Raw genomic sequence first — 17,031 nt, 5'->3', positions numbered from 1 at the left:
GATGGACGGCCGCCTGCCGAGCGGGATGCTGGTAACGGCTCTGCTGCGCCGGATGAACGACAGCGGCGGCATGGGCATGGTGTTGGCCAAGGGCGATCCGCAAGGCGGTGGCATCCTGGTCATCGTGATTGATGCCGATCGGCGCGAACGCGTGCTGGAGCGTGGGCTGGGCACCGATGGCAAAACCGCGCTGATCGAATCGACGCCTGCAAACGATATTTTAAGCTATTGGCAGCGTCGGCGGGCGCGCGATCCCGATCTGTGGGTCGTGGAACTGGATGGCGCTGCGGCGGAACGGTTCACCGCTGAAACGATCCTGCAACATTGACGAACCCGGCCGGATCGGCCACGAGCGCGCCATCGTAGTTTCGCGTTGTGCTTATCGGGTGCGATCCGGTGGGTTACGCAGTCGGGGGGAAGCCCGGACGAGCGCCTTTGGGCAATGCTCGGGTCCGTGATCCAACCGCATGTCTGTTCGAGTGAATGACCGTTTTCAAGCGAGTCGCGGCATCCGCTGCCATGGCTCTATCCCTGGCGGGTCTTCTCGCCACCAGCACCCCCAGCCTCGCGACCAACGTTGCCGGTGTTGCTGCCACTCCAGTCAGTGCGATGACTGTTTCCGGGATCAACGTCGCCGATGTTGCGATGGTTCCCCAGAGCGCCCGGGCCACCATGTCCGCGCTCCCCGATTTTTCCCAGGTTTCTGAAGGCGATGAGGACGGCGACTATGACTCGTTGGCCGACGCCGTGGCCGATCAGGACGAGATTGCGTCGAGCGAAGAGCTCCGCTGTCTGGCCGGTGCCATCTATTTCGAAGGTCGCGGCGAACCGCTCGCGGGCCAGCTCGCCGTGGCACAGGTCATCCTGAACCGCACCAAGTCGGGTCGTTTCCCCACCGACGTCTGCGACGTCATCAAGCAGCGCGGCCAGTTCAGCTTCGTGCGCCGGGGTGAAATCCCGTCGGTCAGCCCGTCGCGTAGCGCCTATCGCACCGCCGTCGCGGTCGCCAAGGTCGCGCTGGCCCAGGCGTGGGACAGCACCGCTGGCAAGGCCCTGTACTTCAACACCCCCGGCAACCGTCCGGGCGTGCGGGTGCAGAAGGTCGCCGCGATCGGCAACCACATCTTCTATCGTTGACGCCAAGGCCCTGATCCGGGGCCTGAATTATGTCCGAGCCCCTCGGGGCTTTGCATATGTTCGTCAAATGTTCTAAGCGGGTGGCATGTTGGACATGCCGCCCGCTTCGTGCGTCGACGATCCGCTATCCCCGCTCTGCGCCGCCGATGTCGCGCGGGGGGTGACCCGGATGCTGCTCCGCCACGACCTCATCACCATCCCCGAAGTCCCGCTGGAGGGTGGCCGCCGGGCCGACCTGATGGCGCTCGACGCGCGGGGGAATGTCGTGGTGGTCGAGATCAAGGTGTCGCGCGCCGATATGCTGGGCGACGGCAAATGGCCCGATTATTTGGCGCATTGCGACCGATTCTACTGGGCGGTGCCCGCCGGGTTCGACTGGTCGCCGCTGGAAAGCGCGGCGTTCCTGCCCGAGCGGACGGGGATCATTGTCGCCGACCGCTATGACGCGGCGATTATCCGCGAGGCGCATAGCGTGCCGCTGCCTGCGCATATCCGGAAAAAGGCGACGCTGAACTTCGCGCGAAGGGCAGGGCGGCGGATGATCGGGCTGACCGATCCCGATGCGGGGATGTGAGGGTGGTGGACCCAGCAGGATTCGAACCCGCAGCCTAGCGGTTCAGTGTGGCGAGGGTTTCCCGTGGCCTTCGACTACGCTCAGGCTGAACGGCGGTGGGGGGAGGGGGCCGATACAAACAGCCGTTCAGCCTGAGCGTAGTCGAAGGCCACGCTCCGCCTTCACCGCGTCAATATTAACGTCACCACCGACTGCGGCGGCGCGATATCCCCCGTGATATCCACGGACTTATGCACAGCGTCCGTCACGATCATCCGCCGCTGCCACCGTCCCGGCACCGCCACGCTCAGCGGTCTCGGCGACAAGCCCGGATTGACATGGACCAGTACCAGCCGCCGTCCGTCGGGTGACAGCGCGCCGACCGTGTCCATATCGTCCACCGGCACCAGCCGGTCGCCCGGCCGGATATAGCGGCTGAACTGCGCCATCGCCCAATATTTGCCCGTCACATGGATCGCATGGGGCTGGTCCGCCGCGCCCATCAGGTCGGCCTTGACAATGCCCCAGTTGGATCCCTTCTCGCCCTTGCGCGTGCTGAGATCCTCGACCGCCTGCCAGAAGACCCAGGCGGCGGGCTCAAGCCGTTTCAGGTCGCCGACGACATGCTCGGCAAAGGCCAGGGGCGTCGCCATGCCGGTAAAATCCTCAGGGTCACCCGACAGCGGCGTGTCGTTCTCGCTCATCCACAATTTGATGCCCGAGGCGCGGGCGATGTCGCGCACGGCGGTCTGGTGGACGGTACCATAGCTATGGACGTTGAGCTGCCCGATCGCGGCACAGGTGGCGGGCGGATAGGCGGCCCAATCTGCCACGAACAGGTTGGAGGCGGTCTCGTCCGGCGCCGCGACGACCGTGGACAGATGCTTCGCCTTTAGTGCGGCGGCGGTGGCGTCGATCATCTGCGCCTGCCGCGCCGGGCTCCAATGCGCGCCTTCCTGGGTGTTGGCGGCGAACCAATAGTTGGTGTTGGGCTCGTTGACCGGCGACAGGGTGCGGAAGGTCAGATGGTGCCGCCGCTGCAATTCGTCGGTGACGCGAACCAGATAGGTGGCGAAGGCGGCTTCCTGACCGGGGCGGAGATTGTCGTCGGTGCCCTTTTCCGCGCCCGATACCCGGCCGCTGACCGTCATGAACCAGGGCGGCGAGTTGGAGAAGGCCTCGAAGATCGGCTGCTTCACCCGTGCGGTGATGGCGTCAAGCCACCAGCGCTGGTTGGCGTCCTGCCCCCAGTCCCACATGGCGGGATCGTCGGCGCGCCACCAGTCCTTGCCCATCACCCCCGCCGGTTGCCGCCAGAAACCCGGCACCGCGCGCCCGACCTTCATATAGGGCGGGGTATCCGCCGCATTGCCGCCGCCGATATTGTAGCGCGCGATCGTCCAGCCCAGCCCCTTCGGGCCGTAGAACAGATCGGCCAGCCGCGTCCGCTCCGCCTCGGGCCAGCCGCCGGTGACATGCGCGAACCAGGCGAGCGCGGTGCCCCAGCCTTCGAACACCGTCGACGGGCGGTCGATGGCGGGGCGCAAAGTGACGGGGACCGGGCGGTCGGCGGCGGGGGCTGCGACCTGGGCTTGCGCCGCGCCCGAACCCAGGATCAACGCCAAGGCGGCGGCGGCCATGCGGCTGTTGCGAAGGATCGTCCCGTTCTTCACCCTGGCGTCTCCCCGCGCGGATCATATCAAACGTCAGACTATAGCCGAAGCGCCAGCGGGTCCGTCAACCGGGCACGGTGGCGCACATCAGCTGATCGCCCTCCTTGCCTTTTTCCTTGTCGCGCCGCTCAACGCGCCATAAAAATCAGACAAATATAGCCGTGATCCGGTCAGGGAATCATGGGCAATACACAAAGGGGAGTGCGATGAAGTGGCGTTTGGCGGCCGGTGCGGCCGTGGTGGCTCTGACGAGTCCGGCTTTGGCTCAGAACGGTCCGCAGGTCGCACCGGTACAGGTCGATCCCAGCCGACCCGATTGGGAGAATCCCGCCGTCAATGCGCGCGGCACCCGCCCCGCCAGCGCCACCGCCTTCCCCTATGAAAGCCGCGAACTGGCGCTCGCTGGCGATCGGGCTAGATCGAGTCGTTACATGAGCCTCGACGGCGACTGGTCCTTCGCCTTCTCCCCCTCGGTCGAGGCTGCACCCAAGGGGTTCGAGCGGCCCGGTTACGATGTGTCCAAGTGGAAGACGATAAAGGTCCCCGCGATGTGGCAGGCCGAAGGATATGGTCAGCCCAAATACAACAACATCACCTATCCCTTCCCCGCCAACCGGCCGCTGGTGCCGCATGACGATAACGAGACGGGGTCCTATCGCCGCAACTTCATCCTGCCCGAGGGGTGGCGTGGGCAGGACGTGATCCTTCAGATCGGCGCGGCGGGTTCCGCCTACCGCGTGTGGGTCAACGGGCAGGAGGTCGGTTACTCCGAGGACTCCAAGCTCCCGACCGAATATGACGTCACCCGGTTCCTCAAGCCCGGCCGCAACGTCGTGGCAATCCGCGTCCATCGCTGGTCGGACGGCAGCTATCTGGAGGATCAGGATTTCTGGCGCGTCTCGGGGATCGAGCGGTCGGTATATCTGCGGGCGGTGCCGAAAGCGCGAATCGACGATCTGTTCGTCCATGCCGGGCTCGACAAGAATTACCGCGACGGCACCCTGTCGACCGAGTTGACGCTGCCCGCGCTGCCCCAGGCGATGACCGCGCGCATGACGCTGCTCGACGGCGAGCGGGCGGTGGTGACGCGAGAGGTAGCACTGGCCCAGGGCGCCACCTCGGCCAAGCTGGATGCCGCCGTGCCCGGCGTGCGAAGCTGGTCGGCGGAGACGCCCCATCTCTACACGCTGCTGGTCGAACTGGTCGATGCGAATGGCCAAGTGGTGCAGGCCACGCCGCAGCGGATCGGCTTCCGCACCGTCGAGATCAAGGACGGGCAGGTCATGGTCAATGGCCGCCGCATCGTGATCCGCGGCGTCAACCGGCACGAGCATGACCCCGAGACCTTCCACGTCATCTCCGAAGCGTCGATGCGCCGCGACCTGGAGCTGATGAAGCGCAACAACTTCAACGCCATCCGCACCTCGCACTACCCCAACGACCCGCGTTTCCTGGCGCTGGCGGACGAATATGGCTTCTACCTGATGGACGAGGCCAATATCGAGAGCCACGCCTATATGGAGCAGGGTAACCGCAACGGCGATCAGCGCGGCAAATATCAGATCGGCTTCGACCCCGCCTGGGAGGGCGCACACGTCTCCCGCGTGATGAACATGGTCGAGCGGGACAAGAACCATCCCTCAATCATCTTCTGGTCGCTGGGCAATGAGGCGGGGATCGGCCCGAATTTCGAGAAGGCGGCGGCGGCGATCCGGCGGCGCGATCCGGCACGGCTGATCTCCTATCTCGGCTGGGGGACGCTCGACTGGAGCCATCAGCCGAACAACTATGTCGATATTTACGCGCCCATGTACGACGACATCGAAAAGATGGTCGACTGGGCCGAGGACCCGACCCGGACCCAGCCGATGATCCAGTGCGAATATGCCCATATGCAGGGCAATTCGGGCGGCAATTTCAAGGATTACTGGGACACCATCTACGCGCACCGCAAGCTGCAGGGCGGCTTCATCTGGGATTGGGTCGACCAGTCCATGTATCGCTATACCAAGGACGGTCGACGTTACTGGGGTGACGGCGGCGAGTATGGCCCCAATCCGGGCGGGGATGTCGAGTTCGGCGACGGGTTGAACCAGCCCGACCGGACGCCCAATCCGCAACTGTACGAGGTGCAGAAGGTCCAGTCGCCGATCCGCTTTGACGGTTACGATGCGAAGACCGGACGGCTGACTGTACACAACCGTCATGACTTTATCGATCTGTCGGGCTTCACCTTCGACTGGGTGGTCGAGAAGAACGGCGTCGCGGTGGCGACCGGGCAGCTACCCGTGCTGACGACGGCGGCCGGGCAGGTGCAGACGGTGGCGCTCGCCCCCAAGTTCGCGCGCGAGGCGGGAGCGGAATATGTCCTGACCGTCCGCGCCCATGCCAAGGACGGCACGATCCGCGCGGTGCCGGCAAATTACGTCGTCGGTTGGGAGCAGTTCGCGCTCACCGACGCCCCCGCCATGCCGGTGGCGGCCAGGGGGCAGGTCGCGGTCGCCGATAATGCCGACAGCGTCACCCTGTCGGCGAACGACGCGGAGTTGGTCATCGACCGCAAGACCGGGCTCGTTACGCGTTACGCGACAGGTGGCCGCATACTGGCCAAGGGCGGCCAGCCCAATTTCGTTCGTGCCGAAACCGACAACGACACCGCCAACGGCACCGTCGCCCAGCAATCGCCTTGGTTTACGATGAACGGCCGCTATCAGGTGCGGCGTGTATCGATCGGTCCCGACCGGAGCGTGACCGTCGATCACGAGATGGGGGCGGGCGCGGCGCGCTTCGTCACCCGCTACAAGATGGCAGGCGATGGTGCGGTCGATGTCGACGGGCAGTTCGTACCGCTGAAGGCCGACCTGCCGCCGCCGGTCCGTATCGGGCTGTGGTACACCATGCCCACCACCATGAAGACGGTCGAATGGTATGGTCGGGGACCGCATGAAAGCTATGTCGATCGCAAGAGCTCGGCCGCGATCGGGCTGTGGCGAGGGAGCATCGCCGAGCAGAATCACGATTACATGCGGCCACAGGATACCGGCAACAAGGTCGATGTCCGCTGGATGGAGCTGTCGGGCGAGGGGGCGGGGCTTCGCGTCCGCGCGCCCAGGCCGCTAATGATGCAGGCGCTCGCCTTCCCCTATGGCGACCTGTACCGCCGTGCGCCAGGGACGTGGAAGTCGACCGATATAGTGCCGCATGGCGAGACGACGCTGATCATTGATGCCGCGCAATGGGGTGTCGGCGGCGACACGACCTGGAGCCATGTCGGCCAGCCGCATCAGCAATATCGCACCGTACTCGCGCCGACGCGCGTTGCCTTCCGCCTGGAGCCCTTCGGCGGCGATGGCACCACCCCCGACAAAGCGAAGCCCGCCCGCGCGACGGAGGTGCAATAGGGCTGTTCTTTACTCGGACAATAAGCCATCATGCCGCATCAGGCAGAGGAGAATCCATGAAAAGGGCAACGAAATTCCTGTTCGCGGCGGCGGTCGCCACGCTGTTCGCGGGCACCGCAACGGCACAAACCACGCCCGCCGGTACCGCCGACACGGTCGAAGTGCATGCCGACCGTCCGGGTCCGGTCTATAACCGCCGCCTGTTCGGCCAGTTCGCCGAGCATCTGGGCACCGGCATCTATGGCGGTATCTGGGTCGGCAAGGGCAGCAAGATCCCCAACGTCAACGGCTATCGCCGCGACGTGCTTGACGCGCTGAAGGCGATCCGGGTGCCGGTGATCCGCTGGCCGGGCGGCTGCTATGCGGACGAATATCACTGGCGCGAAGGTGTCGGCCCGCAGGCCAAGCGCCTGACCAAGGTCAACACCAACTGGGGCGGCGTGACCGAGGACAACAGCTTCGGCACGCATGAATTCATGAACTACAGCGAGATGGTCGGCGCCGAGGCCTATGTCTCGGGCAATGTCGGCTCGGCCTCGCCGTCCGAAATGGCCGAGTGGGTCGAATATATGACCTTCCCGTCCAAATCGACCTATGCCGAGGAGCGCCGCAAGAACGGCCGCGACAAGCCCTGGAAGCTGGCGATGTTCGGCATCGGCAACGAATTGTGGGGCTGCGGCGGCAATATGCGCGCCGAATATGCCGCCGACGTCACCCGCCGCTATTCGACCTTCCTAAAGGTGCCCGCGGGCGAAAAGCTGATGAAGATTGCCAGCGGCGCCAACAGCGAGGATTATAACTGGACCGAAGTGATGATGCGCGAGGCGTCGGGCACGTTCGACGGCATCGGCGTCCATTATTACACCGTCCCCGGCCCCTGGGAAAAGAAGGGCGCGGCGACCGGCTTCGACGAGGAAAGCTGGGCGCGCACCCTGTCCAAGACGCTGAAGATGGAAGAGCTGCTGACCAAGCACTCGGCGATCATGGACAAATATGATCCGAACAAGCGGGTCGCGCTGCTCGTCGACGAATGGGGCACCTGGTATGATGTCGAACCCGGCACCAATCCGGGCTTCCTCTATCAGCAGAATTCGCTTCGCGACGCGATGGTGACGAGCCTCAACCTCGACATCTTCGCCCGCCACGCCGACCGCGTGCGCGGCGCCAACATCGCGCAGATGGTCAATGTGCTCCAGGCGATGATGCTGACCGACGGCGCGCGCATGGTGAAGACGCCCACTTACTGGGTGTTCGACATGTACAAGGACTATCAGGACGCGACCGTTCTGCCGGTCGACGTCCAGTCGCGCTGGTACAATAAGGACCAGTGGGTGATGAAGGCGGTCAGCGCCTCGGCCGTGCGTGACAAGGCGGGCGTGGTCCATGTCGGCCTGACCAATGTCGATCCCAACCAAGCGGCGACCGTCAGCGTGAAGCTGGACGGCGTGACCGCTGGCCAGGTGTCGGGTCGTATCCTGACCGGCACCGCGATGGATGCGCACAACACCTTCGACGCGCCCAACCAGGTCGCGCCGCAGTCGTTCAACGCCGCGACGCTGTCGGGCGGCACGCTGACCGTGCAGGTGCCCGCCAAGTCGGTCGTGATGCTGGACCTGCGCTGATGAAGGCCCGCGCCGGAGCGCTGCTCGCCGCCGTCCTTCTTACCGGGGCGGCGGGGTCTGCCGCGCCCCGGCGCGAAGCCATGTGGAATACGCCGGGGGCAGGCAATCCCCTGCTCCCCGGCTATTTCGCCGACCCCTCCATCGTGCGCGATGGGGGGCGTTGGTATATCTTCGCCACGATCGATCCGTGGGGCGATGACCGTCTGGGGCTGTGGACCTCGGACAATGGCCGCGACTGGACCTTCTCGCAGCCCAACTGGCCGACCAAACAGGCCGCGACCAGCCCGACCTCTGGCGATGCCAAGGTCTGGGCGCCCTCGGTGGTCAAGGCGCCGAACGGCCGCTGGTATATGTATGTCTCGGTCGGCAGCGAGGTGTGGGTCGGCTCCGCCCCATCCCCGGCGGGGCCATGGGCCGATGCCAATGGCGGCAAGCCACTGATCGCGCGGGACTTTGCGCCGAAATACCACATGATCGATGCCGAGGCGTTCGTCGATGATGACGGCCAGGCCTATCTCTATTGGGGATCGGGGCTGAACTGGGTCGACGGGCACTGCTTCGTCGTGAAGCTGAAGCCCGACATGGTCCACTTCGACGGCGAGCCGAAGGACGTGACCCCCGCGAATTATTTCGAAGGCCCCTTCATGGTGAAGGAAAAGGGGCGCTACCTGCTGACCTATAGCGACGGCAACACCACCAAGGATACGTACAAGGTCCGTTATGCGGTCGGCGCGTCGCCGATGGGACCGTTCACCGAAGCGGCGAACAGCCCGATCCTCGAAACCGATGCCGCGCGGCAGATCATCAGCCCCGGCCATCACGCGATCTTCGCCGACAAGGGCAAGTCGTACATCCTCTATCACCGCCAGGCGCTACCCTTCGTGATGGGATCGGAGCGGGTGCTGCGGCAGGTGTCGATCGATCCGCTGACCGTGCGCGCCGACGGCACGTTCGAGAAGGTTCGGCCGAGCCACGATCCGCTGATCCCGGCCTTTGTCGCGCATCGGGACCGAGGGCTGCGCTGGACCGGTAAGGGCGTGGATGCGCTGGCGGCGGACGACAATTACGCGACCGCGTGGCGGCCCGAAGCCGGGCAGGCGCCGGTGCTGACCGCCGATCTGGGCGGATTGCGGGACGTGCGCGAAAGCCGGATACGCCCGGCCTTTGCGGTCCAGCCGCAGGATCTGCGGATCGAGGCTTCGCCGGACGGGAAGAGCTGGCGCGAAGTCGCGGCCGAGACGGGGGTGAGTGGCTCACCGATCACGTTGCGTCATCCGGGCAAGGCCCGCTTCCTGCGCATGACGGTGACGGCGAAGGAGCCTGCGATCCTGGAGTGGTCGATCTTCTGATCTTAAGCCCCTCCCGCAGGCGAGTTTCAGGTCGGTCATGCCCCCGGCATGACCTAAACGATGCGGGGCATCGTTTACCTGAAACTGGGTTTGGGGAGGGGAGGGCCGCGAGCGATGGCCTCGGTGAGACTCTTTTCCCTCCCCCATCCCCTCCCGCCTGCGGGAGGGGCGTGCCTGGGGTGAGCGGCGCGTGTCCACACCCCCCCGTTCAGCCTGAGCGAAGTCGAAGGCCATGGGCAGACCTTTCCCCAAAATCCCACAACAACCGTAACACAGTGCGTGCTAGGACAGACCCGCATGGCGCCCCTGGCGGTCATGAGCGAGGGCAAGGAACGGCATGGCGACACACGCATCGAACCCGATGGCAGGCCTCCTCACGCCCTTCCTCTCGCACTGGACGGCCCCTGATGGCTGGGTCCATCGCCGCTATGACCGCCCGCACGAACCGGGCACGGCGCGGCGGGGGCGGTTGCTGTTCCAGACCGGCCGCGCCGACATGATCGAGAAATATGGCGATGCGATCGATCATTTCCGCGCACAGGGCTGGGACGTCACCGCCTTCGACTGGCGCGGGCAGGGCGGGTCGGGGCGGCTGACGGGCGACGGGACCGGGCATATCGATCGGCTCGATCGGCCGGGCGAGGATCTGGCGGCCTTTTATGCCGGGTGGGTACGACCGGGCGAGGGGCCGCATGTCGTGCTGGGCCATTCGATGGGCGGGTTCGCCACCTTGTCGGCGCTGGCCGGGGGCGGGATCACACCGGATGCGGCGGTGCTGGTCGCACCGATGTTGGCGCTGCGTTCGCCGGTCGGACAATGGGCGGGAGCGCGGTTCGCGCGGTGGCAGGTCGGACGCGGTGATCCGCTGCGCCCCGCCTGGCGGCGGCTGGAGACACCCGCCGCCGCCACCGCGCGGCAGAAGCGGCTGACGCACGACCTGACCCGCTTCGCCGATCAGCAGGCGTTTCGACAGGCGCAGCCCGAACTGTGTCTGGGCTCGCCCAGTTGGCATTGGGTGGCGGAGGCCTTTCGCGCGACGGCGGCATTGCGCGACGATCCGGCGCTGGGGCGGATCGCAACGCCGGTGCTGATGCTGGTCGCGCTCGCCGATCGGCTGGTCGATGCACGCGCGGCGGCGCGGGTGGCGCAGCGTCTGCCGCAGGGCGAGCTGGTCGCCTTCGGACGCGGCTGCGCGCATGAGATACTGCGCGAGGCCGATCCGATCCGCACCAATGCCTTTGCCGCGATCGGCGCGTTTCTCGACCGGCGGGTGCCGGTTACTTCACCCCGCAGCGAACCGCACCGCCACCCGTGACCCGGCATTTCGGCGTGCCCGCCACCGTCACCTTGCCCAGCCCGCCATTGGCGACCGCCGCCGTATAGCGCGCCCGTGCGGCAATCTCGCCGGGGCCGTCGAGCGTGACGGTCAGGTCGCCCGCCTCCAGCGTATCGGCCGCAATGCTCGCAGGCCCATTGGCCGCCAGCCGCACCTTGCCGACCCGTCCGCCCTCGATGGTGAGCCGGGCGGGGCCGAACAGCATCGCGGTCAGCTGATCGCCATCGGCCCGACCGACCCGCAGCTCGCCGGTTCCCATTACCGACAGGGCGAGCGCGCTGCCCTTCATCGCCTGGACCGTCACCTGCGCGCCGCCGATGACGGTGACGCCGGACAGGGGCGGCGCGGCGAGCGTCAACGTGACCGGCGCATCGCCGCCGCCCGCGCGCCGCACGACCAGCGTGCCGCCCATCACCTGCGCCTCGACGTCGCGCAGCGCCCTAGCATCGCCGGACAGCACCCCGCGTGGCGACGGCGCGGTGGTCAGGGTGACGCGGAACGGCCCTTCGACCCGCAATTTGTCGAAGCTGCTCAGATCGACTCGCCGCTCGGCCGCGAAAGCGGGGCCTGCCATGAGCAGCGAGAACAGGACAGCGGCAGCGGCACGGATCGACATCGGCGTCATCCTCGCACCGCCCCGTCGGCGTCGCAAGCAGGTCGCCGTTACAGCGTCCGCCCGCAACGCGCCGTGCCCGAGCCGCCCTTGTTCACAGTGCAGACCGAGTTCGGCCCCAGATCGGCATCGCCCGATCCGCCCAGCGATACCTTGGCCGGGCCATCGACCTGAACCGCGACGCGGCCCGATCCGGCGATCCCGACCTCGGCACGTTTGGCATGGAGGCCGCCCCCAAGCACGTTACCCGACCCGGCGATCCCGATCTTCAGCGCGTCGACCGTGCCGCTGGCATTCACCGAGCCGGAGCCGGCCACGCCCAGATCGGCTTGCCGGACCCGCATCGCCCCGATCGTCATGTCGCCCGATCCGGCGATCCCGCCCTTGAAGCTGTCGCCCTCCACCCGGTCGATGCGCATCCGCCCCGATCCCGCGACGCCCGCCCCGGTCAGGCGGGGCAGCGTTACCAAGATGCGGACGTTGCGGCGGTTGCCCCAATGTACGCCCTTCTTCATGCCGATCCGCAGCGTGTCGCCATCACGTGCGATACGCAGCTGGTCGAGATCAGCCGCCGCTCCTTGCGCGCGTACCGAAAAAGCGCCGCCGACCCGGATATCGACCGGATCGCTGCCGTCGCTGGACACGGTGGTAAAGCCTCGCGCCGCGTAACTGCGCGTGTCGCCCGAGCCTTGCGCGGGGACTTCCTGTCCCTTGGCGTCGCTTTCGAACGAGCAGGCGGCGGTGGGGATGGCCAGTACCATCAGGCCGAGAAGCGTGGAAAGCGTGACGGACTTGGGCATGAGCGACCTCCTGTGTATTGATGAAATAATACACAGGGGCGGGCTATCTACGCAAATGAAAAGGGGCGGCCCCGCCTGGGACCGCCCCTTGTTCGTATCGGCGAAGACCGACCGCCTGTCAGGCGGCGGGCTTTTCCTTGTTATAAATGGCGGCGGCAGCGCGCAGGATTTCCAGGATCTTTTCCTGGGCGCGCGGCTCGTCCACCTCTTCCATCGCGGCGAGTTCGCGGGCGAGGCGGCTGGTGGCCGCTTCGAAGATCTGCCGCTCGGAATAGCTCTGCTCGGGCTGGTCGTCGGCGCGGAACAGGTCGCGGACCACTTCGGCGATCGACACCAGGTCGCCCGAGTTGATCTTCGCTTCATATTCCTGGGCACGGCGCGACCACATGGTGCGCTTGACCTTGGGCTTGCCCTTCAGCGTTTCCATCGCCTCGCGCATGGTCTTGTCCGAGGACAGCTTGCGCATGCCGACCGACTCGGCCTTATTGGTGGGAACGCGGAGCGTCATGCGCTCCTTTTCGAACCGCAGCACATAGAGTTCGAGCTGCATCCCTGCGATTTCCTGCTTTTGCAGCTCGATAACGCGGCCCACGCCATGCTTGGGATACACGACATAGTCACCGACGTCGAAGTGGAGCGCCTTGGCAGCCATTGGGGGCCTTTCCGGGTCAAAGGCCTTCGCACGAGCGCCGGACGAGCGGAAATGGGTCCACTGTTCTCATCGGCCTCGGGAAGGAAGGGTCGAACACATCAAAGGCGGGCGGTCGCGAAAACAGCTATGCCCGTCGCGGAACCATATAGCATGGTCGCAACAAAATTACCAGCATATGTGCAGGTTGCCGGAACCATCGGGCGCAAGGAGCGGCACCGTAGTGGCATGGGCCCCTTATTCCTCCCCTGGAAGGGGAGGTGGCGTGCGCAGCGCGACGGAGGGGTGTCCCGCTATCGAGAGGGGTGACACCCCTCCACCAGCTTCGCTGGTCCCCCTCCCCTTAAAGGGGAGGAAAGATCTTGGATCAGTCGCCCTTGCCGGGCGCGTCCCGGTCAGTCGCCCTTGCCGGGTTCCGGGCTGAAGAACTGGTCGTACTTGTTCTCGACACCCTTCATCGCATCGGCGTCGGGCGGCGTCTGGTCGAGCTTGCGGGTGACGTTGGGCCACTGGGCGGAGAAGGTGTTGTTCAGCTCCAGCCACTGTTCCAGCCCGCTCTCGGTGTCGGGTAGGATCGCCTCGGCCGGGCATTCGGGCTCGCACACGCCGCAGTCGATGCACTCCGAGGGGTTGATGACGAGCATGTTCTCGCCCTCGTAGAAGCAGTCGACGGGACACACCTCGACACAGTCCATATACTTGCAGCGAATGCAGGCATCGGTGACGACGTAGGTCATGACAACTCCCAAGGTACGAACGCGTGCTGCTATGCCGCGTATGGCGATCCGTCAACGCTTGAAACCGGGGAAGTGACCAGATCGCAGTAACAGGCGCGTCCCTCGGCGGGCGGGCCGCGCCGGACGGGCAGCGATTCCACCCGCAGCACGCGGACGTCGCCGCCTTGCGCGAAGGTCAGGATGCTGCCGACCCGCACCGGCGCATGGGCACGGTCGATCGCGCGGCCGTCCATGCGGAAATGCCCGTCGCACGCCATCGCTTGCGCCCGCTCCCGCGACTTGGCGATCCGCGCCCACCAGAGGAAACGGTCGAGCCGCATCGACTCAGAGGTGGGGGCGCGGGTGCTCATCGGGTGGGGCGGTCCTTTCTGTGGGAGAAATCTACAAATCTTCTACCACCCCGGCGAAGGCCGGGGCCCAGGTGCCACGCGGCTGGGTGGCGCGCGTCACGTTCACCGCAACTGGACCCCGGCCTTCGCTGGGGTGGCAAGGGGAATTATGGTCACGAAGGCCGCCCCCAGTCTGCAAGGGCGGCGAAGGCGTTGCCGGGGCTGGCCGTGACACGCGGAGCCGGGCGAGCAGGGGGGCGACCGCGCCAGATCCAGCGGGCGGGCTCGTTCTCCCCGCCCCGTATCTTGCGGAACCCCAGATCGCCCATCAGCCGGTCGAGCGTTGCCGCCTCCAGCCCGATCGAGGTCGCCAGCGAGGCATCCGGGGTGAAGGGTCCACGCCCCTCGCGCGCGTCATGGGCGGCGCGCGCGATGCGTTCGACCAGATCGATCCGTACCGCCTGTTCGCCGAGCGGCCGATAGCCCGACGCGACACCGCGCCCCGGCTCGTCGCGGCGCAGGATGGTGGCGCCCGGCCGGGCGAGGTCGGGCGTCTGGCCCCACAGGGTCATCAGGATACGCCGCCATGCCGCCGCACCGGGTTTGAGCAGCCGGGGATCGAACACGTCCAGCGTGCCGATGGTGATCCCCATGCCGCGCAGCCGCCGCCGCTCGTCGGGCGACAGCGCATCGATCATCAGGCGCAGCGGCTGGCGCGGCGCGATGCCGCCCGCATCCTCCAGCGCGGCCGCGACGGCGCGGATCGCGGGCGACGCCTTGGCCTCGCGCGCCAGCCCCGCCAGCCGGACGAGCGCGGGCAGTTGCCGGTCGAGCGACCGCGCGAGCCAGGTGTCCAGCCGGGCCTTCACCTGCTCGCGTTGGATCGGGGCCAGGCAATCGAGATCGCGTTCCAGCCGCAACACCGGCCGCCCCAGCGACGGTCCCGGTATCAGCCGCGCGACGCCATGCCCGTCCCAGACCAGCCGGTCCTCGACCAGCGTGAACGCGTCATGCCCGGCGGCGATCAGCGCCTCGGCACGGCGCGACCGCTCGGTGCCCAGCCGCTTTTCCGCCGCCGCCAGCAACAGGCGCTTGTCGTTCGCCCGCGCGCCCGCCTCGACGGTGAAGCGGAAACCTTCCAGCCGACCGATCGGGTGATCCTCGACCAGCACCTCGCCCTCCGGCCCGATGGTGACGGGCAGGGCGCCTGCATCGGCACCGATGCGGCGGATCAAGGCGGTGGTACGCTTGTCGACGAAACGCTGGGTCAGGCTGGCGTGAAGCCCGTCGGACAACCGCTCCTCAATCTCCCGCGTCCGCTCGGCCCAGTGTCTCGGATCGGCCAGCCAGTCGGCGCGCTGGGCGATATAGGCCCAACTGCGGATCGCCGAGAGGCGGCCCGCCAGCGTCTCGACATCGCCCGCCATATTGTCGAGCCGCGCAATCTCGTCGGCGAACCACTGGTGCGGGACATGGCCCAGCCCTTCAGAGAGATGGCCGAACGCGCGCGAGACGAAGCGGGCATGGGGGTCGATGCCGACTTTGCGGAAATCGGGAATGCCGCATGCCGCCCACAACCGTGCGACCATGGAGGGCCGCCGCACCCGGTCGCGGACCCAGGGTTCGTCGGCTAGCCGCTTCAAGACCTGCAAATCGGTGGCGAGCGGCGCGGCGCGCAGCACACCGGGTTCGGGCTTGCGCTCCAGGCTCTTGATGAGCGCGTCGATGCTCGACAGGTCGGGATCGCCCTCGCGCCAATAGAGATGGTCAAGCCGGGGGAAGCGATGCTCCTCGATCGCCAGCACCTCTTCGGGCAGGAACGAGTCCGGGCCTTCCTCGGCCAGTGCGCCGAACGTCCCATCGCGGTGATGCCGCCCGGCGCGCCCGGCGATCTGCGCCATCTCCGCGACCGTCAGGCGGCGGCGGCGGCGACCGTCGAACTTGTGCAGTCCGGCAAAGGCGACATGCGCCACGTCCATGTTCAGGCCCATGCCGATCGCATCGGTAGCGACGAGATAATCGACCTCGCCCGCCTGGAACATCTCGACCTGCGCGTTGCGCGTGCGGGGCGACAGCGCCCCCATCACCACGGCGGCGCCGCCGCGCAGACGGCGCAGCATCTCGGCCACCGCATAGACTTCTTCCGCCGAGAAGGCGACGATGGCGGAGCGCTTCGGCAAACGGCTGATCTTCTTCGCGCCTGCATAGCTGAGCGTCGAGAAGCGGGGCCGTGCGATGACCTCCGCATCCGGCACCAGCGCGCGGATCATGGGCTTGAGCGCCTCCGAGCCGAGGATCATCGTCTCGTCGCGACCGCGCCGGTGCAACAACCGATCGGTAAAGACATGACCGCGCTCCAGGTCCGCGCCCAACTGCGCCTCGTCGAGCGCGACGAAGGCGACGTCGCGGTCGGGCATGGACTCGGCGGTGCAGAGGAACCAGCGCGCGTCGGGGGGAACGATCTTTTCCTCACCCGTGACCAGCGCGACCTGGCTCGGTCCCTTCAGCGCGACGACCCGGTCATAGACCTCGCGCGCCAGCAGGCGGAGGGGAAAGCCGATGATGCCGCTGCTATGCGCGCACATCCGCTCGATCGCGAGGTGCGTCTTGCCGGTGTTGGTCGGCCCGAGAACGGCCGTCACGGCGCCCGATACGCGGCTTGTCATGGACCCTACATCGGGCTTCGCGGGCGCGGTTGCAACGGCATGAAGCAAGATCGCCCACGAACATTCGCGTTTGGCCCGGTCCGGCCACGTCTTGCCGCAGCATCGGGGCGGCGGGGCGCAGCGGCTTTGACTTTGCGGGCGCCAACCCACACCGAAAAATCCTGTG

At 66.7% G+C, this 17,031-nt stretch carries 14 protein-coding genes; 7 read left to right on the top strand and 7 right to left on the bottom strand.

Annotated features, from left to right (window positions below; all coding sequences use genetic code 11):
- The first annotated feature begins 1 nt into the window (after position 1).
- The 3 genes from KV697_RS12360 (at position 2) to KV697_RS12350 (ending at position 1,711) form a co-directional block, all read left to right on the top strand.
- A complete protein-coding gene (locus tag KV697_RS12360; protein ID WP_219018444.1) occupies positions 2-328 on the top strand; it encodes a DUF1491 family protein in 327 nt (108 codons plus the stop codon).
- Positions 329-519: 191 nt separating this feature from the next.
- Positions 520-1,137: a cell wall hydrolase gene (locus tag KV697_RS12355; protein WP_306822633.1), complete on the top strand. Its 618-nt coding sequence runs from the start codon at positions 520-522 to the stop codon at positions 1,135-1,137.
- A gap of 85 nt (positions 1,138-1,222) precedes the next feature.
- Positions 1,223-1,711, top strand: coding sequence for an MmcB family DNA repair protein (locus tag KV697_RS12350; RefSeq protein ID WP_219018442.1), 489 nt, complete (start codon positions 1,223-1,225; stop codon positions 1,709-1,711).
- A 161-nt stretch (positions 1,712-1,872) separates the two neighbouring features.
- On the opposite strand, the gene KV697_RS12345 is transcribed toward KV697_RS12350, so the two are convergent.
- Entirely contained in the window at positions 1,873-3,363 is a 1,491-nt protein-coding gene (locus KV697_RS12345) for a glycoside hydrolase (protein ID WP_257575309.1), read from the bottom strand.
- A gap of 206 nt (positions 3,364-3,569) precedes the next feature.
- On the opposite strand from KV697_RS12345, the gene KV697_RS12340 reads away from it, so the two are divergent.
- The 4 genes from KV697_RS12340 to KV697_RS12325 all read left to right on the top strand — a co-directional run bounded on the left by KV697_RS12340 (position 3,570) and on the right by KV697_RS12325 (position 11,050).
- Entirely contained in the window at positions 3,570-6,764 is a 3,195-nt protein-coding gene (locus KV697_RS12340) for a glycoside hydrolase family 2 TIM barrel-domain containing protein (protein ID WP_219018441.1), read from the top strand.
- Between the two features lie 56 nt (positions 6,765-6,820).
- Entirely contained in the window at positions 6,821-8,386 is a 1,566-nt protein-coding gene (locus KV697_RS12335; RefSeq protein WP_257575308.1) for an alpha-N-arabinofuranosidase, read from the top strand.
- Positions 8,386-9,735, top strand: coding sequence for a family 43 glycosylhydrolase (locus tag KV697_RS12330; protein ID WP_219018440.1), 1,350 nt, complete (start codon positions 8,386-8,388; stop codon positions 9,733-9,735). Before KV697_RS12335 ends, KV697_RS12330 begins: the two co-directional genes overlap by 1 nt.
- Before the next feature lie 337 nt (positions 9,736-10,072).
- On the top strand, positions 10,073-11,050 hold the full coding sequence (locus KV697_RS12325; RefSeq protein ID WP_219018439.1) for an alpha/beta fold hydrolase: 978 nt from the start codon (positions 10,073-10,075) through the stop codon (positions 11,048-11,050).
- Here KV697_RS12325 and KV697_RS12320 read toward each other — a convergent pair.
- The 6 genes from KV697_RS12320 to KV697_RS12295 all read right to left on the bottom strand — a co-directional run bounded on the left by KV697_RS12320 (position 11,013) and on the right by KV697_RS12295 (position 16,865).
- Entirely contained in the window at positions 11,013-11,687 is a 675-nt protein-coding gene (locus KV697_RS12320) for a GIN domain-containing protein (protein ID WP_219018438.1), read from the bottom strand. The two genes, KV697_RS12325 and KV697_RS12320, sit on opposite strands and share 38 nt — an antisense overlap.
- Positions 11,688-11,734: 47 nt before the next feature.
- The gene (locus KV697_RS12315; protein ID WP_219018437.1) at positions 11,735-12,484 is read right to left on the bottom strand and encodes a head GIN domain-containing protein; all 750 of its coding nucleotides are present in this window, start codon (positions 12,482-12,484) and stop codon (positions 11,735-11,737) included.
- A gap of 118 nt (positions 12,485-12,602) precedes the next feature.
- Positions 12,603-13,136: a CarD family transcriptional regulator gene (locus KV697_RS12310; RefSeq protein WP_042486954.1), complete on the bottom strand. Its 534-nt coding sequence runs from the start codon at positions 13,134-13,136 to the stop codon at positions 12,603-12,605.
- Between the two features lie 392 nt (positions 13,137-13,528).
- On the bottom strand, positions 13,529-13,870 hold the full coding sequence (gene fdxA, locus KV697_RS12305) for a ferredoxin FdxA (protein ID WP_042486955.1): 342 nt from the start codon (positions 13,868-13,870) through the stop codon (positions 13,529-13,531).
- Between the two features lie 29 nt (positions 13,871-13,899).
- Positions 13,900-14,220, bottom strand: a complete 321-nt coding sequence (locus KV697_RS12300) for a S4 domain-containing protein (protein WP_219018436.1) — start codon at positions 14,218-14,220, stop codon at positions 13,900-13,902.
- Between the two features lie 152 nt (positions 14,221-14,372).
- Positions 14,373-16,865: a helicase-related protein gene (locus KV697_RS12295; protein ID WP_219018435.1), complete on the bottom strand. Its 2,493-nt coding sequence runs from the start codon at positions 16,863-16,865 to the stop codon at positions 14,373-14,375.
- Between the last annotated feature and the right edge of the window lie 166 nt (positions 16,866-17,031).

The sequence above is a fragment of the Sphingomonas sanguinis genome, from assembly GCF_019297835.1.
GTDB lineage: Bacteria > Pseudomonadota > Alphaproteobacteria > Sphingomonadales > Sphingomonadaceae > Sphingomonas > Sphingomonas sanguinis_D.
This window is presented reverse-complemented; position numbering and strand designations above follow the sequence as displayed.